The following is a 19,354-nucleotide window of genomic DNA, read 5'->3' on the forward strand; positions in this document are numbered from 1 at the left end:
GAGCGGCGCTCGGCGTTCAGCAGCTCGTAGATCTCGGTGGCGCGGTAGCGGCGGTGGCCGCCCGCCGTCCGGATCGAGGACAGAATGCCTCGCTGCGCCCAGCGGGTCACGGTCTTGGGGTCCACCCGGAACAGGGCGGCGACCTCGGCGGGCGTCAACAGGTCAGGTGAAGTCATGGGTGCTGGGGATTTCGACGAAGGGAAAGTGGGGAAGCGGTGCGGCCCGCGGTTCGGCGGCCTTTATCGGCTACCGGGGCCGCACCGCAGGTCAGGCTGCGGGCTCACGTGCAGTTCCAGGCGGGGAGGACGGTGGGTGCAGGACCGTCAGGTGGGCCAGGCGATGCGACCACTGGCCTTTGCCATCGCCCAGTGCGGATTCGGCCAGTCGGCGCAGCTGGATGTCGCCGGTCCCGGCGGGCGCGTCGATGTGGAAGGCGTCCCGCACGAGGCGTTCGATGGGGCGGTCGCGGCGGAGTCCGGCCGCAGCGTGGATCTTCATCGTGGCCAGGACGGATTCCATCAGCGATTCCACGCCCCGATACTTGGCGCTGATCAGCTCGTCGTCACAGGCTTGGCCGTGGTCGAGCATGTGGGCGGCCTGGTAGGCCAGTGTGCGGGCGGTCATCACCCGTTCGTTGATCTGCCCGATCCGCTGCTCGATGGTGGGCAGCTTGGCCAGGGGTTCGTCCCGGCGGTGGCGCTGCGTGGCGAACCGGACGGTCTCCTTCAGCAGGGCCCGATGAATGCCCAGCGCAACGGCCGTCAGGTTGGGGCGGCCGTACAAGATCGAGGAGCTGTAGGCGACGTCGAGCCCGTCGCCCTCGCCGCCGATCATGTTGCCGGCCGGGACCCGGACGTCGTCCATGACCAGGTCTCCGAAGCTGAAGCCGTGCAGGCCCAGGCACGGCTTGTACGGGGCGAGCCGCAGTCCGGGCCGGTCGTGCTCGACCAGGAATGCCGTCAGGCTGCGGGAGCGCGCGGCTTTGGGCGCGGTGCGGACGACGACGCCGTGGACGTGGCCCACGTGGGAGTTGCCGACGTAGAGCTTGCGTCCGTTCAACACCCATTCGTCGCCGTCGCGGCGAGCGCTGGCCTGCATGTCCAGGACGTTCCCGCCCGAGCCGTCCTCGGTGACCGCGATCGTCGGCAGGCACGCGCCGGCGGCGATCGGCGGAAGCCATCGCTGTTTCTGCTGCTCGGTGCCGAAGTGCAGGATCTTGGCGACGCCGAGCTGGGATGCCTGCGCGATGGCGCCCGCCGCTCCGCTCACCTGCGACAGCTCCTCGATGATGATCGTCTTGGCGACATGGCCCGCTCCCATGCCGCCGTGTTCGCTGGGGATGGTCACCCCGATCCAGCCCTGCTCGGCGATCAAAGCGGGCAGGACGTGGTCGACGGCGGCGGAGGATTCCATCTGGGCGACCCGGGGCGCGACTTCGCCTTCGGCGAAGGCGCGGACGGCCCTGCGCAGGTCCCGGTGGTCGTCGGTCTCGAACACGGACACCATCCCCTCTTGGTTTCGTGGGGCCACTGCCGGGTGGTCGGACCCGGCAGACGTCGTCGTCGCGGCCGGAGGTCAGCCGCTGCGGTAGCCGGCGCTGTGGCGGCCACCGCCGCCGGTGGCGAGCAGATCCGCCAGCGCGTCGCGGTGCCTTTTGATCAGGTCCAGCGAGGTCTGGCGGGTGTCATTGGGGAGCGCCCGGGTGCCGACCACGCACACGCTGCCCAGCACGGTCCCGGTCGGCCGGTGGATCAGTGGCGCCCCGGCGTAGGTGCGGACGCCGAGCCGGTCGACGACCGGGTTGGACGCGAACTGCGGCTTGGCGCACACGTCGGCCAGGACGAGGGCCTTGGTGCGGTCGATCATCTCGGGGCAGAACCCGTGATCGGGTGCCATGGTCCGGTCCACCGCGCGCATGCCCGGCGGGTTGTGCAGCCCGACGAAGGTCTGCTCCTCGCGCAGGAACAGGTTCACCATCGCGTACAGGTTCTGAGCGTGGTCGCCGAGTTCGGCGGCGAAGGCACCGGAGATCTGGGCGGCGAACCGGTCGAACTCGCCGTCCGGTTCTCCCAGGCCGAACTCGGCCAGCAGTTTCACCCTCTGCTCGGCCTGGTCGTGCCAGGTGGGGACGTCCAAGCCGGCGTCGGCGTCGTATCTCATGCGGGTACTCCAGTAGACGGGTGGTGGCGGGTGAGGGCGTGACCGACCAGCGCAAGCAGAACGGTGATGGTCGAGCGCTGGTCGCGGGCGTCGCAGCGCACGATCGGCACATGGTCGGGGACTTCGAGGGCCTCGCGGACCTCGGTGCGCGTGTAGCGGTGCGGGGCGTCGTCGAACTCGTTCATCGCGACGATGAACGGCATCTGGGTCTGCTCGAAGTAGCCGACTGCGGTGAAGGCGTCGGCCAGGCGACGGGTGTCGACCAGCACCACGGCACCGACGGCACCGATGACCAGGTCGTCCCAGGTGAACCAGAACCGGTCCTGGCCGGGCGTCCCGAAGAGGTAGAGCACCATCTGCTGCTGGGGGAAGGTGAGGCGCCCGAAGTCGAGGGCGACGGTGGTGGTCGACTTGCGCTCGACCCCGGCCAGGGAGTCGATCCCGTCGCTGATCTCGGTCAGGCATTCCTCGGTGGTCAGCGGCTCGATCTCGCTGGCGGCACCGATCAGCGTCGTCTTCCCGACACCGAACCCACCACTGACGATGATCTTCGCCGAGATTCGCGTGGCCGCGCCGGGCGGCAGGGGGTCAGGCGACATCGGACAGCTTGGTTTGCAGGCCGGAGCGCAGCGCCTCCAGCAACTGCAGGTGGTCGGCCGCCCCGGGGCCCGGCAGCGCCATGAACAGCACCCCGCGGTCCACCAGATCCGACAGGATGATCTTGGTGACGCCGACCGGGTGGCCGATCAGCGCGGCGATCTCGACGACCGAGCACGGTTGGACGCGGCACGCCTCGACGGCCCGGACGGCCTCGGGCGCCATCCCCGCCGCGCGGGCCAGGTCCCCGACCTCCAGCAGCGTCACCAGCCGCATCGCATGCCGGGGACGGGTCCGGCCACCGGTGATCGCATAGGAACGGACGTCCTCGGTGTCGTAGGTGTCCCAGGGTTCGCGTCCTGTTGCGGCTGGAGTGCCCGCCATGTCACCGGGCCCCGCCGCCGGCACCGAGGTGGGCGCCGCCGCGGGTGCGGGTGGCCAGGTGATCGGCCACGCTTCCCACCAGCAGGCCCATCTCGTGGCCGATGACACCAGGGTCGGCGTCCGGGCTCGCCAAGATCCCCAACACGCTGCCGACCAGGCCGGCGCCGCCGTGCCGTTCGTAGCCGGCGCTCACCACGAACACCAGGACGCCGTCGTCCTCGATGACGGCCTGCCGGAAACCACTGGCCGTGACGCCGCTGATGGCGCCGGCCGATCGCGCCAGGGAGTGCAAGCTGGCCACCCATGCCGCGGCCTTGTCGGCCTGGTCGTCGGCCAGACGGGCGGCCGCCATCTTCAAACCGTCCCGCGAGACCAGCAGCGCGGCGGTGACACCGATCACCCGGCCCACGAACTCGTCCAGCAGCCAGCTCAGTCCATCATCGGCCGGTGTCGAGGTGACCGATATCGGGGGCATACGCGTCGTCATGCTCGTCTCTCTCCGTACATGGGAGGGGTCAGTCGGTCTGCGGCTGGGTGGTGTCGTCCTGCGGAGCGGTGGCCTGCCCCTTGCGGATGCCGGCGGTGAAGGCCGCCATCAGCCCAGGGCTCGGCGGCCGGACCGGTGCCTGGGCCGACACCTCCTCCGCAGGCCGGGGGGGCTGGGCCGACGGCCCCGCTTGGCTACGCCGGGGCAGCGCCGGTTTGCCGTCGTGGCTCAACTCGGACGTCTCCGTGCACCGGTCCTCGGAGGGCGGGTGCGGTGAGGCTTCACCTCCGGCCTCAGTCGGTGCGACCTCTTTCGACGGGCTTTCAGCCACCGCTGATGCCGGGACAGCGTCAGCGGTGGACAGCGGGGCTGGCAGGGGGCCGTCCGAGGGAAACTCAGCCGAAACGGCCGCGCGGGTCGGACGCGGCAGCTCCCGTGCATGCCAGGCGAGGCTCTGCACCGGGCCCTGGACAGAGCCTGCGGCCGGAGTCGAGACCGGAGCCGCGTCCGCCAGCAGCGCTGGCGGAAGAACGACAAGAGCGCGTGTCCCTGACTCCTCCGGATGCAGCTCGACCCGCAGGCCGAGCCGGGCGGCGAGCCGCGCGACCACCAGCATGCCGATCTGGCCCTGCCTGACCTGCTCGCGGGAGCTGATCTCGTGCGGCTCGGCCAGGATCCGCCGCAGGTCCTCCAGCTTCTCGGCCGACAGCGGCAGGCCCCGGTCGCGGATCTCGACGCCCAGGCCGTCGGCGATCTCGACCGGCGCCATGAGCACGGGACTGTCATGGCGGGAGAACCGGGTCGCGTTCTCCACCAGCTCGGCCAGCACATGGATGATCGACGGGCCCGCATGCCCCACGACCGGGACATCACGCTCGGGGAGGACCAGCCCGACCCGCCTGAACTGCTCGACCTCGGCGATCGCCTGCCGCAGGACCGTGGACAGCAGCATCGGCGATTTGGCTCGCCGCGCGGTGACGCCGCCGAGCACCGCCAACCGCTCGGCGGCGCGGCGCAGCTGCGTCGCCATGTGGTCCAGCGCGTACAACTCGTCCAGGAGATCGGGGTCCTCGTACTCCTTCTCGATCGCCTTGAGCCTGGCCAGCATCCGGCTCACCAGCGAATGCACGCGGTACCCGACGTAGACCAAAACCTCCCGGTCGGGTTCCTCCGCCGCATCCGGCCCAATGACCGCAGCGTGCGCCAGGCGGGCGCGGGCACGCACGTCAGCATCGATCGCCGCGACGACGGCATCGACGGCCGTGACGATGTCACCGGCTCGGCAGAACGGCTGGAACCAGCAAGCTTTAGTCCGCAGGTGGTCAGGGAAACGCCGCCGCCAATGCCAGTACAGACCGCCCAACTCCTCGGCCGGCAGCAAGAACACCGTCCGCCCGGCGTAGGGGCGGACGTCTACTCGCTGGGCCGTCACCGCGATCGCACCCGCCGGGTCAGCGCGATTCACCACCACCGATGCGCGTAGCCCACGTGCTTCAAGGCGCTCGACCAGCTCGCGTGCGTGGTCACGAACCTGTCCGGACGGTTCCTCGCCGCCCGGCCGGATCGGTGCCTGAACGGGACGAGTCGTCATGGCAACACCCCGACGGCGCACCACAGATCCACCGAGGTCGGAGCCTGCCATGCACCAGGATCCGGGCGCCACGCCGGCGCCGACACCAGCCCCGGCGGGATCACTCCCATCCCGGCGCAGAACGTCTCCAGCGCCGCGGGGCTGCGCACGCAAGGTGGGGCAGGGCTGATCCCGGCGCACATGCTCCCCAGCGCGGCCAGGCCACGATCGTGCTCAGCCGTCAGGTGACAGAACGCGATGTAGCTGCCAGCCGCCAACACCGTCCGCAAGACGGACACGGCTGCGACCGCCTGCGGATCATTGAGGACGTCCAAGCTATTGACCAGCAACACCGCCACCGGCCGGTCCAGGTCGAGGGTCGCTGCGGCGCCCTCCAGGACCGCGCCGGGGTCGTCCAGCCCAGCCTTCACAAACCCACAGGTGCCGACGCAGTCGCCGAAGAAGAGGGCCTCGGCGTGGAGCATCGCCAGTTCATCCGCGTCGGCGTAGACGACGCGGGCGCTCCGGTTGACCGACTGGGCGAGGGTGTGGACCTCGTCGTCCATCGGCATGTCGACACCGGCGACCAGCACCTGGTCGATGCCGCACTCCCCCACCAGCGTCCGCACCACCCGGCTGCGGAACGCCAGCCGATGCCGAGCCAGCGACTCAACCTGCGGGAACCGCGCGGCGACCGTCTCCCCGAGGGCACGATCGGCCGGGTCGAAGTCCTTCCCACCGCCCCAAAAGGCCCACAACCGAGCCAGCGCGGCACGGCCGCAGTCATATCCCCCGCCGAGTTCACCTTCTGCTATGGCCCGGCCGAAGGGCATCTCGCCGCCGCTCACTGGGCACCGCCTCGCGCACGGACCCGCCCCTGCCGGAGGTCGGGAAGCACGGCAGGCATACCGACGACCCGGACGTGCCGACCCGGCTGCCCGTCGTATGGCGTGGGCAGCCCCCAGCGGGCGACGTCGCACCTAGCCGGCGAATCGACCGCATCCCAACCGGCGAGGAGACCGGCGATCTCCGCCTCGGCACGGAAGTGAATGCGGTTGGTGGCGTCGTCGTACGCCTGCTCCATTCCCGAGACCCACCGGGCGTCCGTCGCCGCGGACGTCGCGTGCGACATCACTCGAACACTCCCGGGCGCCAACCGCTGCCGCACGGCCCCGGCGTCAGGCGCAGACCGGAGCACGCCCTCGGCGGCGACGCGATCCACGTCGAACCACGACTTCCCGCGGAGAAAGTACTTGTACATGCGAGCTGTACTCGGCCACCTGAACGCCAGGCACTGATCCTCGCTGATGCCGCTCATGACGTCGCCTCAGCGAGCAGCTTGTAGAGTTCCTCGGCCGTGTCGGCGTCCAAGGCGGTGGTCCGGGCGGTGGCCATGTCCTTCCCCCGCCGTTTCGGGTCGAGGAACGCCCACCAGCGGTCGGCGTCGGAGTGGACGAAGTTCCAGTCCGGAAAGTCCCGCTTCAGCAGTGCCTTGTCCCGTGTGACGGGGGCACCGGTCGTTGTGTTCATGCTGGTTCCCTGTTGGCCGAACGCGGGGTCGTACGGCGACGGCTTCCGATGCGGGACCGGTCTCCGACCGCCGTGATCAGACGCCACGGGTCCACGTACGGCGGCGTTGCGGCCATGAACAACTCCCCCTGTACCCGCGGCGATTAGGTCACGGATAGTGAAAGCCCGTCACCTATGTCGCGGGTAGGCGGATACTTGCGGACTGAGGGCGGAGTCTTTGAGAATCCGCCGACCGGTTCACGCGGATGGGTGCGCGCATGACCGACAACCCACGACCGGAGTGGGCGAAACGACTGCAAGCCGAACGGGTGGCCCGCAGCTGGTCACAGGCGACGATGGCGAAACAACTGTGGGCCGCGGCTGGCGTGACGCCCACCCCGACGCAGGTCAAGAGTCTTGCTCGGCAGATCCGCGGATACGAGAACGGCAAACGCCCCCGCGAATGGGCAGCCCCCTACGCCCAAGTATTCGGACTGCCCGAAGACGACTTGTTCGCCGTGGCAGGACCACCGGCGCTCGATGCCTTGCCGATGCTGCTGAGAGCACCGTCGTCCCCGACTACTGCGGACCTGTCCCGACTCCCTCCGATCGAGCGGGTGGAGGGGATGCTGCGGAGGCTGTACCGCCTGGAAGCCGAGTTCGGTGGAGACGAACTGTGCGCGGTGGTCGCCGACCAGGTCGAGTTCGCTGCGGCGCTGTTCGGATCGTCCGCGCTCACCGCCGACTTACAGCAGCGGCTGCATGTGGCGATGGCCGGGCTCACGCAGATCGCGGGATGGCTGGCGATCGACGCGAACCGGCACGGCGACGTCGGCCGGCACCTCTCCGCGACGGTCTATGCGGCCCACGAGATCGGGGATTTGGGGTTGGCCGCACACGCGATGGGCTACATGAGCCTGCACTTCCTCTACCGGGACGAGGCGCGCCAGGCGCTCTCGCTGGCAGCGACGGCGAGCACGCTCGCGGCGGCAGCCGGCACACCGAAGACGCGTGCCATCCTGCACGACCGCACGGCGCGAGCCCACGCCCGCCTCGGCCAGGCCGATGCGTGCCTGAGACACCTGGACCTCGCCGACGCCGAGTATGCCGCTCCGGCAGCGGCCGGCGAGCCCCAGTGGCTCGGGTATGTGTCGGAGGTCGAAATCGCGGCGCAACGCGGCGCGTGTCTACTGGACCTTGCCAAGGCACACCCCGCAATGGCCCACCAAGCGGTGGAATCGCTCCAGAATGTGGTCGCCCAAGTCGAGGCCGCAGAGCCGGATCACCAGCGGGATCTGGCGCACTACCGGACCCGGCTCGCGTCCGCCCATCTACTCCAAGGCGAACCGGCGCGGGCCGCCCAGGTCGCCGAGACCGCGTACGAGACGACGTTGCAGATCGGATCAGCCCGGGTGGCCGAGCGGTTCGAGGAACTCATGACGTCGTTCGAACCGTACGAGGACGTCCCGGAGGTTCGGGACATGGTCGCGACGGTCAAGGGCCGCTGACGTCGATTACGGCGCGGACGACGGCGTTGGTGTCGGCGAGGTCGTCCAGGACGAGCTCGGCGCCAGCGGCCCGAAGGTCAGCGACGGTACTGGAGCCGGTAGCGACGGCGACGACGCGAGCGCCGCCCTCGTGGCCGGCTTCAACGTCCTTGGGAGTGTCGCCGATCAGGACGGTATGGGCGGCGTCGGTCGTAATACCACGCAGCTGCTGGAGGCGCCGCCGGGCCAGCCGCACCATGGGCGGGCGCGTGGTGTCGTCCATCCCGTACGCGCCAACCTCAAGGTCAAAAAACCTCTCCAGGTGGAACGCCGCGAGCTTGCAACGAGCGATCGGCGCGGCATTGCCCGTAAGGACGGACTGGAGCACGGTCTCGTGGGCCGCGAGGGCGTCGAGCGCGGCACGGGCACCGGGCAGGACATGGCCGCGGACGGCGACCTCGGCGCGGCAGGCATCGAACGCGCCGCCGAGCTGGCGAGCGAACTCGGTGACGAGCTCCCGGGTCGGCTCGATCTCGTGGAGCTGGAGGGTGGCGGTGATGATGGCGAGGTCGGTCGCGCCGGTCATGTCGGCAAGCTCCCGTATCGAACGCCCAGTGACCTGCTCAAAGGTCCTGCGGTAGATCTCGCCGCTGAGGCCGCCGATACTGATCAACGTGTGGTCGATGTCCCAGAGCACCAATGTGGTCGTCACGCCCGGATCGTAGGCGCTGCCGGTCGATGCCGGTCGATCTTGCGGTGACCAAAGCGCGAAACCCTTCTGAAGCAGCGCGGGGGGTCGTGGACTTGCTCGTGCTCGGCTTGTCCCCGTTGAGTTGCTGGCGGCCCGTGTAGCTGCGCTTGGATGGGGGTGATGCCCTCGTCGTCTTCGTCCAGTGCGCAGGCCGCCCGGCGGCGGCTGGCCGATCAGCTCCGCGAGCTCCGTACGGCTGCGGGGATTTCCGGTGTGGAGTTCGCACGCCGGGCCGGGTGGCGGGACTCGACGAACATCTCGAAGATCGAGCGGGCCGTCCGTCCGGCGTCGGCTGAGCATGTCCGGCTGTGGTGCGGGATATGCGGGGCGTCTGAGCAGCGCACGCGCGAGTTGTTGGCGGAGCAGGCGAGCGTCGAGCGGATGTGGCTGACCTACCGGCAGCTCAACCGAGGTGGTCTCAAGGCCGCCCAGGAGACCGTCCGGGACCGGTATGAGCGGGTCAAGCTCATGCGCACCTACTGCACGCATGTGATCCCTGGGCTGCTGCAGACCAGGGCGTACACCGCTGCGGCGTTGGAATCGGTCCGCGTTGAGCAGCACGTCGAGGTGGACGATGTCGCTGCGGCGGTGGAAGAGCGCATGGATCGGCAGCGGGTGCTGCGGCGTCCTGACGCTCGGTTCGTGTTCCTGCTTGAGGAGCAGGTCCTTCATCACCGTGTAGTTCCCGTCCAGGTGCATGCCGAGCAGTTGTTGGAATTGCTGGCCGTGGCGGGGCTGCCGTCGGTGTCGCTCGGGATCGTGCCGTTGGCAGCCGATCGTTCCCGTGCCGGGCATCGTGTGTGGCCGGAGCACACCTTCGTCATCACTGATTCGGAGCTGGTCACGGTGGAGCTGGTGTCGGGGTTCTTGTCGGTGTCCCAGCCGACTGAGATCGCTGATTATGTGGCAGCCTGGGAGCGGCTTTTCGGTCTGGCCGTGCACGGTGAGAAAGCCAGACAAATCATCACCAGTGCACTCGATCGGCTTGACGCTTGAGCCGGGACAGGGTCAAGGTCGGCGAGAACCGCAAGCATTTCTCGACTTCCCTGTTCGGTGCTGAACGGAGGGCCGTGGTGGCGTTCGATCTGGTCGGTGAAGACCCTGACTCGCCAGAGGGCCGGTGCCCTGCGGTGTACGTCGATCCCGACAGCGGCGACTTCTACTTTCAGGGGCTGCTCGTCACGGATCCGCTGCTGATCGCCGAGATCGCCAGGCACGGGAACCTGCACTCCGATGAGGCCGTGGTCCGGCTTCCCGCCCGTATGGCGTCGATCATCGCCGAGGCCGCCGCCGGCACCTACGAGCCCGGGCGTCTCGGGCACGGCCCGGCGGACAGCACCGAGGTCCTCCAGGGCGCCAAGCACACCGCGCTGCATCTGGAGATGCGCGACGCTTACGATCCCTCCCACTACGCCTACCAGGAGTTCGTGTCGGGCGGTTCGGGCTGGTACGAGATGGCGAAGTGGCAGAAGATCGTCCAGGACGCGGTGGGGCGTGGTGTGACGATCCGCCGCGCCCGTGTGGTGTCCGAGCCGCCGTCGGACTACATCCGATGGGAGCACATGCTCACCTCGCAGAATGTCGCGGCTGGTGAGGACGTGCGCTGGCTGCCGCGTGATCGGGCGTGGGACCTCATGCTGCCCGGAGCGGACTTCTGGTTGTTCGACCACAAGCTGGTGATGTTCAACTTCTGCTCTGGAGACGGCACCGAAATCCCTGAGGAGAAGAGCAGCAACGATCCGGACGTGGTGGCGCGCTGCCTGGCCGCGTTCGAGCGGGTGTGGGAGCGCGCGATCCCTCATGAGCAATACGAACTCCCGAGCCGCGACTGAAGGCTGTGGTTTCCTCACCCCGCGGTGAGGGGCCAAAGAGCGCCAAATCTCTTTCCGGGGACGGTTCCAGAGCGTCAAGGTCAGGGGTGCAGCCACTCCCCCGCCTGCGGGGGAGCCGGCCATGACCGTTTCCCATCGGGGTCGGCTTCGTGAAGCGCTTTGGCGACTTCTCGTAGCCGATCGCGTCAGCTGGCTCGTCCGCCGAAGTCGGGCGTGCTTCCCGGTGAGCGTCGCCAGGTCATGTCAGGCTTCCCAGCGGCATCGGGTCCGTCCGTGGCTGGACGGACCCGGCGAGGGATCAGCACGTGCCAGCGATATCGACCAACCGGGGGAACCACGTGATCCATGCAGTGGACATGACCGACGACTCCAGTCCGGCGGCACGACTGCGCCATGAGTTGGCCGACGAGCTGCTCGCCCAGGGCCGCATCGTGTCACCAGCCGTGGACAAGGCGTTCCGCACCGTCCCGCGGGAGATGTTCGTCCCGGCTGGCACGCCGCTGGACGTCGTCTACAGCGTCGACAGCCCGGTGATTACCAAGACCGACGAGCACGGGGCGCATATCTCCTCGGTCAGCGCGACCTACATCCAGGCCCGCATGATCGAGATGGCTGCACTCGCACCCGGTATGGCGGTACTGGAGATCGGGTCGGGCGGCTACAACGCCGCTCTTCTGGCCGAAGTCGTCGGATCGGACGGGCACGTCGTCAGCGTCGATATCGACGCCGAGATCACCAAGCGGGCCAATGACCTGCTCGACGTGGCAGGATACGGCGGGCGGGTCACGGTCGTGCAGGCCGACGCCCAACACCCCCTCCCCGGTTTCGAGCCGTTCGATCGGATCCTCGTCACGGTCGGCGCCTGGGACGTCCTCCCGGCTTGGCTGGATCAGCTCACCGCCGGTGGCATCCTGGTGGTGCCGCTCCGGTTGAACGGCGTGACCCGGACGATCGCCTTCCGCCGCCGCGGCAACCACCTCGTGAGCGTCGACGTCGAACTGGCGGGCTTCGTCCCGATGAGGGGCGAGGGAGCTCACACCGAGCGGACGTTCCTGCTTCCAGACCGGCACGGCAAGCACATCAAGCTGCAATTCGACACGGAGATCCCCGAGCCCATCACCGGACTCGACAGCGTCTTGGCGACCGGACCGGTCTCGGTGTGGTCGGGGGTCACCATCCCCAACGGTGTCTCGTTCGCCGACCTACACCTGTGGTTCGCGGCCTTTCTCCCGGGCTTCTGCCGTGTCGGTGCCGATCCGGCAACCGATCTGGCGTCGCAGCTCGGCAGGACGTGGTTCCCGTTCGGGGTGGTGCGCGACGACGCCTTCGCCTACCTGGCGGTGCGGCCCGCGCTGAACGGCGGCGGCGTCGAGTTCGGCGCGACCGCCTACGGATCCCACGGTCAAGCCGCCGGCACCGCGCTCACCGAGCAGGTGCAGGCATGGGACCTGCACGGCCGCTCCAGCGAACCGGCGTTCGAGTTCTGGCCGACCGGCAGCCGTCCCGTCCCTCCCCCCGGACGTTCCGCCGTGCTCACCAAGCAGCACGGGGCCGTCTCGATCTCCTGGCCTGAGGCGGACTGACCCCCGCTCTTGGTGACCCAGGAAGCACCACCCCTTGCCCGTCCCGTACCTCAGGAGGAGCCGATGGCCCCACATCTGACCCTGGACGCCACCGAACTGCTGGACGCCCCCGCCGACGTCAGTGAGGACGAGTTCGTCCTGGACATGCGGGTGGTAGAGACCACCACCCCGCTAGTGACCATGATGTGCTCCACCAGCGACGGCTGCGGCAGCACGTGCAGCACCAGCGCTTGCAGCACCAGCTCCAACGACCCGGCCTGAGATAGCTGACCGTCCCGCCAGGCGGCGCCCGTCACGAGGGCGCCGTCCGGTGGGGCGATGGTGCACGGGAAGGATGTGCCATGGCGGCTCCCCTGCGTTTCCGGCACTCGGGGCTGGTGCTGATACGTGCGACAACGTGCCCCGAGGACATCACCCCGCCGAGCAACCTCGACCCGGCCGACCCCGTGGCGTTTCGCCGGGACGGGCGGGCATGGTTGAAGCAAGTCTGGACGCGCACCGACGTCCGCGAGGCGGTCGCACTGGCCAGCCCCATCCTGGCCGCACAGATCGACCGCCTCCTCACCGGCCACGTCTCCGACCGCCGGCTCCGGCGGACCGTGACGTCGCTGACGTCCTACATGCTGCGGTGGGAGCGGCGCACCACCCCGTTCGGCCTTTTCGCCGGGATCACCACTGCCGAGATAGGCCCGGCATCAGCAAAGTTCGGCACTGCTCACCAGCTAGTAGTTCGTGCCGACGCCGAATGGGTCGCCGGCCTGATCGAGCAACTTGAGCAGAACTGGGCCCTGTTGGGACGGCTGACGGTGGTGACCGACAACGCGGGCATCGTCCGGGACGGCCGCTTCATCGTCCCCAGACGCGCCGAGTTGGGGGCGCGCTCACCGGGACCTCTTCGAGAGGCATCGGTGCGCTTCACCGCACCCGTCCAGTACGCCATTGAGCGAGCCGCCACGCCGATCAGATTGGACACCCTGTCCCAACAGGTAGGCGACCGGTTCCCGGCCGTCGCCACCGACCGGATTCAGCAAATGCTTCACGACTTGGTCGACGGCGGCTTCCTCATCACCTACCTGCGTCCTCCGTCGACGGCCCTTGACCCGCTGGAACACCTCGTCCGGACGCTCCGAACGGCGAACGCCCGAGAACTCAGCGATCAGAAGATGGACGGGATCAGCTCGTTGCAGAAGCAGTTGGAGGCGATCGGCACACAGATGGCACGGCACAACGCCACAGCCGACAAAGCCCAGTCGGCCTCGCTTCGCACCGCAGTCACCACCGGCATGCGCGCCCTGCGACCAGGGGCCGACCATGTGCTGGCGGCGGACCTGCGGCTCGACGCTCACATCGCCCTCCCCCAACTCGTCCTGGAGGAGACCGAACGCGCGGCCAACGTCCTGCACAGGCTCTCCACTCAGCCGTTCGGCACGGCGGCGTGGATGGACTACCACTCCCGGTTCCGTGCCCGCTACGGCCTCGGCGCACTGGTTCCGGTCCGAGAGCTGCTCGCCGACTCGGGGCTGGGCTACCCGCACGGCTACCTGGGTGCGCCCCGTGCCAGACCGGCGTGGCGAATGCTGACCGAGCGTGACGCGGTCCTGCTGTCGCTGATCCAGGAGGCGACCATGAACGGGGCAGAGGAGATATCGCTGACGGAGGACGACGTCCGAGCACTGACGGTGGGCGACCACTCCGAAGCGCTCACCCCGCGCCGTGTCGAACTCGGTGTCGCCCTGCACGCTGCATCGACAGAGTCGATCGACCAGGGCGATTTCGAGCTGCGAGTAGTGGCCGCGCCGCGCGCCCACACCAGCATGATCGGCAGATTCGCCCACCTGCTGGACCAGGCCGACCGTGCGCGTCTCGCCGACAGCTACGCCGACAACGATGCCATCGTCGCGCTGTTGTCCTTCCCGCCGCGCCGCCCGCACAACGACAACGTCGTACGTGTCGTCCCACACTCCGGGACGGCCTTGCTGCCGCTCTCCGAGTACGCCGACACCGCGGCTTTCGACCACCACGTGATCAGGCCAGCGGATCTCGCGGTCACCGCCGACTCTGACCAGATGTATCTGGTGCAGCGCTCTACGGGACGGCGTGTGATCGCGCACATCCCGCATGCGCTGGACACCAGCGTGCAGACCCCGCCGTTGGCGCGGTTCCTGGCCGAGGTCACGGACGCTCGCAGCGCCGTGTTCGGCCCATTGGATCTGGGGGCCGCCCGCACGTTGCCGTACGTGCCGCGCATCCGCTACCGGCGCACGGTGTTGTCCGGGGCGCGTTGGCTCCTCACCAGCAGCCAGGTGACCGGCGCCGGCGAGGAGTGGGAGGCGGGGATGAGGAGATGGCGCGCCCGATGGAGGGTGCCGACTCGTGTCGTGGCATGCCAAGGGGAACTGCGCCTACCTCTCGACCTGAACAGGCCGCTAGATCGTCACCTGCTCCGCACCCGGCTGCAGCGCACCGAACAGATCGAACTGCGTGAAGACGCACCGCCGGACGCCCTGGGCTGGATAGGTCGCCCTACAGAGCTGGTGATCCCCATGGTCGCCGTCTCCCCGTCCCCGACCTCTCCAGTGACGGCGTCGCCCGGCCTCATCCATCAGCCGGGCGACACGGAACTCTTGCGTGCGCACCTGGTGGGCAACCCAGCGCGCTTCGACGCGATCCTCACGCGCCACCTTCCCGTCTTCGCGGAACAACTCGGCGGGTCCGTCCAGCGATGGTGGATTCGCCGGCACAGAGACCTGATTCGTCTTGAAGCCGACCAGTACCTGGTGCTGCTGTTCCGGCTCGCCGACTCCTCCCAGTACGGGCCGGTGGCCGCCCGGCTGGCGGCCTTCACCACCGACCTCAGGGGACGCGGTCTGGTCGGGCACCTGACGCTCACCCGGGCCACCGAGCACCCCGGCCGATATGGGCACGGTCCGGCCATGGAGGCCGCCGAGAACGTGTTCGCCGCCGACACCGCAGCCGCCATCGCCCAGATCAAGCTGGCCGATTCCAGTGGAATATCGGGGCAGGCGATCGCGGCGGGGTCCATGGCTCACCTTGCCGCGACGTTGGCCCCCGACCCTCCGTCCGGCTATCGCGCACTGACCCATTGCCTGAAGCAGGGCACTGGCCCTCTCGATCCCGGATCACGCGATCAAGCACTACGCCTTGGCGACGCGGTGAACGGGTTCGCTGCTGTGCGTGCGCTACCCGGCGGTGACACGGTCGCCTCCGCCTGGCAGGCCCGGTCGCGCGCTGCAGCGGCCTACTACAACCTCCTCAAAGGTCAACGTGATCCCGTAGAGCCGATGAAGACGTTGCTGCATGAGCACCATGTCCGGGCACTCGGTCTCGACCCCGTCCACGAGGCGACTACAAGCCGGTTGGCGCGCGCGGTAGCACTCCGCAATTTGGCCACCGCCCAAGCCCCGGGCGGCGCTCCGTGACGTCACCACCGATCACGCTCGCCGCCGACCATGCGCAGCATCAATCCCTCGCCACCGGAACAGCCGGTATCGCGATCCTCCACGTCGAACGCGCACTGACCGGCCGCAGCAGCTGGGGCGACGCGCACCGCCGGATCCAACAAACGGCCAGGGGCCCCGTTGACGCAGGCGATCATGCGAGCTTGTATTTCGGAGCTCCAGCCCTCGCATTCCTGCTCGGCATCGCCGACGCCGACGGCCGGCAACGGTACGCCGAACCTCTCGCCGTCCTGGACGGTCACGTGACGCGCCTGGCGCACCGACGCGTGTCCGCTGCCATGCAGAGGATCGACGCCGGCGACGATGCCTGCTTCTCCGAGTACGACCTCTTCCACGGCCTGGTCGGCATGGGCGCCCTGCTGTTGGTGCGCCGGCCCGGCAGCGACGTCCTCGCCGAAGTGCTCGGCTACCTGGTACGGCTCACCTGCCCCCGGCGGCACACCGGGGGCGAACTGCCGGGGTGGTGGGTATCGCACGACCCTGACCCGACCTTGCCGACGCCCGGTGGCCACGCCAACTTCGGCATGGCGCACGGGACCGCCGGCATCCTGGCTTTACTGGCCCTGGCCGCACGCCGCGGTCACGTCGTCAACCAGCACCACGAAGCGATCCACCAGCTGGCGAACTGGTTCGACCACTGGCGGCAGGACACCTCTGACGGCCCGTGGTGGCCGCAATGGATCACGCGCACCGAACTTCGTGCAGGCCACCCCGCCCAGCAGGCACCTGGACGCCCGTCGTGGTGTTACGGCAGCACCGGGATCACGCGCGCGCTTCAACTTGCCGCCATCGCCACCGGCGACACCGCCCGTCAGCGAACCGCCGAACATGCACTGCTGGCGTCCCTTGCTCACCGCAACCTAGCCCGAATCACCGAACCGGGGATTTGCCACGGCCTGGCCGGGCTCTACCAGGCCGTCTATCACGCCGCTCACGACAGCAGCGACCCAGCCCTACTCCAGCGACTCCCCGCCCTGGCCACAGCGCTCACCTGCGATGCCACTCCCCAGGACCGTCTTGACCGCGGATTACTGACCGGACGCGCCGGCGTAGAGCTGGTACTGGACACCGCACGAAGCGGCGCGCCGCCCCACACTGGATGGGACAGATGCCTGCTGATCGACTAACCGAAGCCGAACCCTCCGAACTCGCGTCCGGAACGCTCGCCGTTCTGGCCGGCACGGACCTCCACGCCGCCGCCACCGGCCACAACCTGGTCCCGACCGACCTCTCCGAAGCCGTCCAGGTGTACATGGCGGCGGGATACGCGGCCCTGGAGCGTCGCGCCGAGCAACGCTGGTGCCAGGTCCTCGTCGAGTTCCCCGACTGGGAGCAGGCCGAGAGCATCGCGGCGGCTCGACTCGGACCGCGTCTGGACGCACTCCAACGCCAGGGCGTCATCGCCGGCTGGTGGTTTCTGCGCAAGCACCCCTGTTGGCGGCTGCGCCTACGCAGCAAGGCCACCCCGGAGCATCTGTACGCCGACGCCCACGAGCAGATCGCCAAGGCGCTCACCGACCTCGCCGAGGCCAAGTTGATCAAAAACTGGCGGACGTCGGTTTACGAACCGGAGTACGCCGCGTTCGGCGGTTCCACGGCGATGCGGATCGTCCATGACCTCTTCTGCGCCTGCAGCCGAGGCGTCCTGGATTACGCGCGTCACGAGCCCCCAGCCGTCGACCGCCGAGAACTGTCGATCATCCTTCTCTACGCTCTGCTAGAAGGTGCGGGACTCGACTGGTTCGAGAACGGCGATGTCTTCCACCGAGTCGCACGCTTGCGTCCACCCCCACAGAAGCCCATCGCCCCCAACGCCGTCGACAACCTGTGTGACAGCGTCCGCGCGCTCATGTACGCCGCCGCCCAACCCACCGACCCGCTGCTCGCCCTGAACGGTGAATCCGAATTCGCAACCGTTTGGCGAGACGCCTTCCGCGCCTCAGGCCGACTACTCGCCGCCGCTGCCGCCGCGGGCCGGCTCGATCGGGGGCTGAGAGCAGTCCTCACGCACGTGGTGATCTTCCACTGGAACCGGCTCGGCCTCTCAGCAACAACCCAAGGCATACTCGCCCGCGCTGCCACCGCCGCATTCTTGTCCCCGCCTGACAACGGTTCGCCCTGAGACGGAACTCCACCATGGACCCGAGGACGCAAGAGACAGCCCTCCGATACTTCCCTCTCCTTGGCCGCCGACATCCGGTGTGCTCGCCCCTGCCCGAGCGCGTCCAAGAGATCGTTGACCTCGCCTGCATCGCGGAACGGGAGGACGCCAACGCGCTCCACAGCGCAGCCCACGCGCTGAACAAGGCCGCGTTGTTGGCCAGCGACAACGGCCTCGGCAAGGAGGCCCGTCAATTGTGCTGGCAGCACATCGACCGCTATCGCCCAGCCGGGCACCGGCTCACCACGCTGCAAGCCCGCTACATGCTCGAACCGGTCGTCAACCTGGCCCGTCTCCACATCCGCGACCGAGACCCGGAAGCAGCCTTGCGGATCCTCAAGGAGATGCACCACGCGGTCACCACCGGCACCGACCTAATGGTCGACGGCCGCGTCCTGCCGCTTGGGCAGCTGACGGGAAGCCAAGAGGGGCGGAACAAGCTCCGCGAATGGGTGTGGCTGCAACTCCTCACCGACGGCACTCGTGCCATGACCTCCATGGGACGGTGGGAAGACGCAGTTGCCCTGGCCGAAGCACATCGGGGGATCGGCACCCATCTCCTGGAAGGACGGCAGGTCGCGATCCTCGCGGCCTGCGTCGGCAACAGGCACAGCGAAGCCCGCGAAATCCTCCACAGCAGCACCCCAACCGAGCCCTGGGAACACCAGGTCGCCTCATGCCTCAAGGTAATCTGCGACAGCACCGACCCCCCGGCCTTACACGGACTCATCATCGCGATGATCCGCGCGTTCTGCGACAGCGAACCGGTCACCGGCTACGCGCTCTTCCGTGTCCGCCTCGGTCTAACCGTCACTACCCTCGCCAGCATCAATCCTCATTCCCGCGCGCCCACACTGCTGCGGCAGGTCGCGGCTGAAGCAGTCGACTCAGGCGACGGGTACGCCGCTCGCGCCGTTTTGAATCACCGCATCCCCGACCTTCAATTGCTCGCATGCCAACGTCGCGCCTTGGCCGACATTGTCACCGCAAGCGGCCTGGGCTTTGGCCCATTGATACCGTCACTCCAAACAGCCTTCGCCAACGGCACCGAAACGGCGATGAAGGCGTTATCGGCATCACTCGAAACTAAGGACTCCCCGGCGGCCATCCGCCTGCCCGATAGCTCCTAGGGCGAGTGTTTATAATAAGCAATCCGAGCCAAGTCGAATCGCTTATCGCACTGGTCGGAGCAGTCTCTATGCACCACCGCCACAGAAGCATTAGCCAGCCGCACCACCGTGCCAGGAGCAGGTACCACGGCCCGAGGATGCCGACCGACTGCCATCGGCACACAACGTTCCCCTACCCGCGGATTTCGCCGGACTGATCGACGAGCCTCTGTCGAGCCCTGTTT

The 19,354-nt window shown here is 68.6% G+C and carries 19 protein-coding genes and 1 pseudogene; 9 read left to right on the forward strand and 11 right to left on the reverse strand.

Features of this window, described 5'->3' with window-relative positions; translation table 11 throughout:
- Nucleotides 1-17: 17 nt before the first annotated feature.
- The 10 genes and pseudogenes from SM611_RS03800 to SM611_RS03845 form a co-directional block, all read right to left on the reverse strand.
- Nucleotides 18-176 (reverse strand): annotated as a pseudogene (locus tag SM611_RS03800) (BldC family transcriptional regulator); the annotation flags it as partial.
- Between the two features lie 91 nt (nt 177-267).
- On the reverse strand, nt 268-1,506 hold the full coding sequence (locus tag SM611_RS03805; protein WP_371947365.1) for an acyl-CoA dehydrogenase family protein: 1,239 nt from the start codon (nt 1,504-1,506) through the stop codon (nt 268-270).
- A 69-nt stretch (nt 1,507-1,575) separates the two neighbouring features.
- Nucleotides 1,576-2,160: a GAF domain-containing protein gene (locus SM611_RS03810; protein WP_371947366.1), complete on the reverse strand. Its 585-nt coding sequence runs from the start codon at nt 2,158-2,160 to the stop codon at nt 1,576-1,578.
- Nucleotides 2,157-2,759, reverse strand: a complete 603-nt coding sequence (locus SM611_RS03815; protein WP_371947367.1) for a GTP-binding protein — start codon at nt 2,757-2,759, stop codon at nt 2,157-2,159. Before SM611_RS03815 ends, SM611_RS03810 begins: the two co-directional genes overlap by 4 nt.
- Nucleotides 2,749-3,141, reverse strand: a complete 393-nt coding sequence (locus SM611_RS03820) for a DUF742 domain-containing protein (protein WP_371947368.1) — start codon at nt 3,139-3,141, stop codon at nt 2,749-2,751. Before SM611_RS03820 ends, SM611_RS03815 begins: the two co-directional genes overlap by 11 nt.
- 1 nt (nt 3,142) lies before the next feature.
- Nucleotides 3,143-3,628: a roadblock/LC7 domain-containing protein gene (locus tag SM611_RS03825; RefSeq protein WP_371947369.1), complete on the reverse strand. Its 486-nt coding sequence runs from the start codon at nt 3,626-3,628 to the stop codon at nt 3,143-3,145.
- 28 nt (nt 3,629-3,656) lie between these two features.
- Nucleotides 3,657-5,219 (reverse strand): ATP-binding protein, encoded by a 1,563-nt coding sequence (locus SM611_RS03830; RefSeq protein WP_371947370.1) that lies wholly within the window; start codon nt 5,217-5,219, stop codon nt 3,657-3,659.
- Entirely contained in the window at nt 5,216-6,046 is an 831-nt protein-coding gene (locus SM611_RS03835; RefSeq protein ID WP_371947371.1) for an SAM-dependent methyltransferase, read from the reverse strand. The genes SM611_RS03830 and SM611_RS03835 overlap by 4 nt, the downstream gene beginning before the upstream one ends.
- On the reverse strand, nt 6,043-6,516 hold the full coding sequence (locus SM611_RS03840; protein WP_371947372.1) for an SAM-dependent methyltransferase: 474 nt from the start codon (nt 6,514-6,516) through the stop codon (nt 6,043-6,045). The genes SM611_RS03835 and SM611_RS03840 overlap by 4 nt, the downstream gene beginning before the upstream one ends.
- Nucleotides 6,513-6,728 (reverse strand): hypothetical protein, encoded by a 216-nt coding sequence (locus tag SM611_RS03845; RefSeq protein ID WP_371947373.1) that lies wholly within the window; start codon nt 6,726-6,728, stop codon nt 6,513-6,515. The genes SM611_RS03840 and SM611_RS03845 overlap by 4 nt, the downstream gene beginning before the upstream one ends.
- A gap of 257 nt (nt 6,729-6,985) precedes the next feature.
- On the opposite strand from SM611_RS03845, the gene SM611_RS03850 reads away from it, so the two are divergent.
- Entirely contained in the window at nt 6,986-8,215 is a 1,230-nt protein-coding gene (locus SM611_RS03850; protein ID WP_371947374.1) for a helix-turn-helix domain-containing protein, read from the forward strand.
- On the opposite strand, the gene SM611_RS03855 is transcribed toward SM611_RS03850, so the two are convergent.
- Nucleotides 8,202-8,906 carry an HAD family hydrolase gene (locus SM611_RS03855; protein WP_371947375.1) on the reverse strand — a complete coding sequence of 235 codons (705 nt, stop codon included), beginning with the start codon at nt 8,904-8,906 and terminating at the stop codon, nt 8,202-8,204. The two genes, SM611_RS03850 and SM611_RS03855, sit on opposite strands and share 14 nt — an antisense overlap.
- Before the next feature lie 150 nt (nt 8,907-9,056).
- Between SM611_RS03855 and SM611_RS03860 the strand changes: the two genes are divergently transcribed.
- The 8 genes from SM611_RS03860 to SM611_RS03895 all read left to right on the forward strand — a co-directional run bounded on the left by SM611_RS03860 (nt 9,057) and on the right by SM611_RS03895 (nt 19,130).
- Complete coding sequence (locus tag SM611_RS03860) at nt 9,057-9,941, forward strand: helix-turn-helix domain-containing protein (RefSeq protein ID WP_371947376.1); 885 nt, start codon at nt 9,057-9,059, stop codon at nt 9,939-9,941.
- Nucleotides 9,938-10,777, forward strand: a complete 840-nt coding sequence (locus tag SM611_RS03865; RefSeq protein ID WP_371947377.1) for a DUF6879 family protein — start codon at nt 9,938-9,940, stop codon at nt 10,775-10,777. Before SM611_RS03860 ends, SM611_RS03865 begins: the two co-directional genes overlap by 4 nt.
- Nucleotides 10,778-11,133: 356 nt before the next feature.
- A complete protein-coding gene (fxlM, locus tag SM611_RS03870; protein WP_371947378.1) occupies nt 11,134-12,360 on the forward strand; it encodes a methyltransferase, FxLD system in 1,227 nt (408 codons plus the stop codon).
- A gap of 63 nt (nt 12,361-12,423) precedes the next feature.
- Nucleotides 12,424-12,621 (forward strand): FxLD family lanthipeptide, encoded by a 198-nt coding sequence (locus tag SM611_RS03875; RefSeq protein WP_371947379.1) that lies wholly within the window; start codon nt 12,424-12,426, stop codon nt 12,619-12,621.
- A gap of 80 nt (nt 12,622-12,701) precedes the next feature.
- Entirely contained in the window at nt 12,702-15,800 is a 3,099-nt protein-coding gene (locus SM611_RS03880; protein ID WP_371947380.1) for a lantibiotic dehydratase, read from the forward strand.
- A complete protein-coding gene (locus SM611_RS03885) occupies nt 15,797-16,966 on the forward strand; it encodes a lanthionine synthetase C family protein (RefSeq protein ID WP_371947381.1) in 1,170 nt (389 codons plus the stop codon). The genes SM611_RS03880 and SM611_RS03885 overlap by 4 nt, the downstream gene beginning before the upstream one ends.
- The gene (locus SM611_RS03890) at nt 16,948-17,961 is read left to right on the forward strand and encodes a thiopeptide-type bacteriocin biosynthesis protein (RefSeq protein ID WP_371947382.1); all 1,014 of its coding nucleotides are present in this window, start codon (nt 16,948-16,950) and stop codon (nt 17,959-17,961) included. Before SM611_RS03885 ends, SM611_RS03890 begins: the two co-directional genes overlap by 19 nt.
- Nucleotides 17,962-17,975: 14 nt before the next feature.
- A complete protein-coding gene (locus SM611_RS03895) occupies nt 17,976-19,130 on the forward strand; it encodes a hypothetical protein (RefSeq protein WP_371947383.1) in 1,155 nt (384 codons plus the stop codon).
- Nucleotides 19,131-19,354: the final 224 nt, after the last annotated feature.

The sequence above is a fragment of the Actinomadura monticuli genome (assembly GCF_041463655.1).
Lineage (GTDB): Bacteria > Actinomycetota > Actinomycetes > Streptosporangiales > Streptosporangiaceae > Spirillospora > Spirillospora monticuli.

Bases quoted from the DNA above. Each gene is read 5' to 3' on its own strand.
- SM611_RS03830 (WP_371947370.1), bottom strand. From the start codon at position 5,219: ATGACGACTCGTCCCGTTCAGGCACCGATCCGGCCGGGCGGCGAGGAA.
- SM611_RS03805 (WP_371947365.1), bottom strand. From the start codon at position 1,506: ATGGTGTCCGTGTTCGAGACCGACGACCACCGGGACCTGCGCAGGGCC.
- SM611_RS03880 (WP_371947380.1), top strand. From the start codon at position 12,702: ATGGCGGCTCCCCTGCGTTTCCGGCACTCGGGGCTGGTGCTGATACGT.
- SM611_RS03810 (WP_371947366.1), bottom strand. From the start codon at position 2,160: ATGAGATACGACGCCGACGCCGGCTTGGACGTCCCCACCTGGCACGAC.
- SM611_RS03895 (WP_371947383.1), top strand. From the start codon at position 17,976: ATGGACCCGAGGACGCAAGAGACAGCCCTCCGATACTTCCCTCTCCTT.
- SM611_RS03815 (WP_371947367.1), bottom strand. From the start codon at position 2,759: ATGTCGCCTGACCCCCTGCCGCCCGGCGCGGCCACGCGAATCTCGGCG.
- SM611_RS03825 (WP_371947369.1), bottom strand. From the start codon at position 3,628: ATGACGACGCGTATGCCCCCGATATCGGTCACCTCGACACCGGCCGAT.
- SM611_RS03840 (WP_371947372.1), bottom strand. From the start codon at position 6,516: ATGAGCGGCATCAGCGAGGATCAGTGCCTGGCGTTCAGGTGGCCGAGT.
- SM611_RS03860 (WP_371947376.1), top strand. From the start codon at position 9,057: ATGGGGGTGATGCCCTCGTCGTCTTCGTCCAGTGCGCAGGCCGCCCGG.
- SM611_RS03845 (WP_371947373.1), bottom strand. From the start codon at position 6,728: ATGAACACAACGACCGGTGCCCCCGTCACACGGGACAAGGCACTGCTG.
- SM611_RS03820 (WP_371947368.1), bottom strand. From the start codon at position 3,141: ATGGCGGGCACTCCAGCCGCAACAGGACGCGAACCCTGGGACACCTAC.
- SM611_RS03850 (WP_371947374.1), top strand. From the start codon at position 6,986: ATGACCGACAACCCACGACCGGAGTGGGCGAAACGACTGCAAGCCGAA.
- SM611_RS03890 (WP_371947382.1), top strand. From the start codon at position 16,948: ATGCCTGCTGATCGACTAACCGAAGCCGAACCCTCCGAACTCGCGTCC.
- fxlM (WP_371947378.1), top strand. From the start codon at position 11,134: ATGACCGACGACTCCAGTCCGGCGGCACGACTGCGCCATGAGTTGGCC.
- SM611_RS03875 (WP_371947379.1), top strand. From the start codon at position 12,424: ATGGCCCCACATCTGACCCTGGACGCCACCGAACTGCTGGACGCCCCC.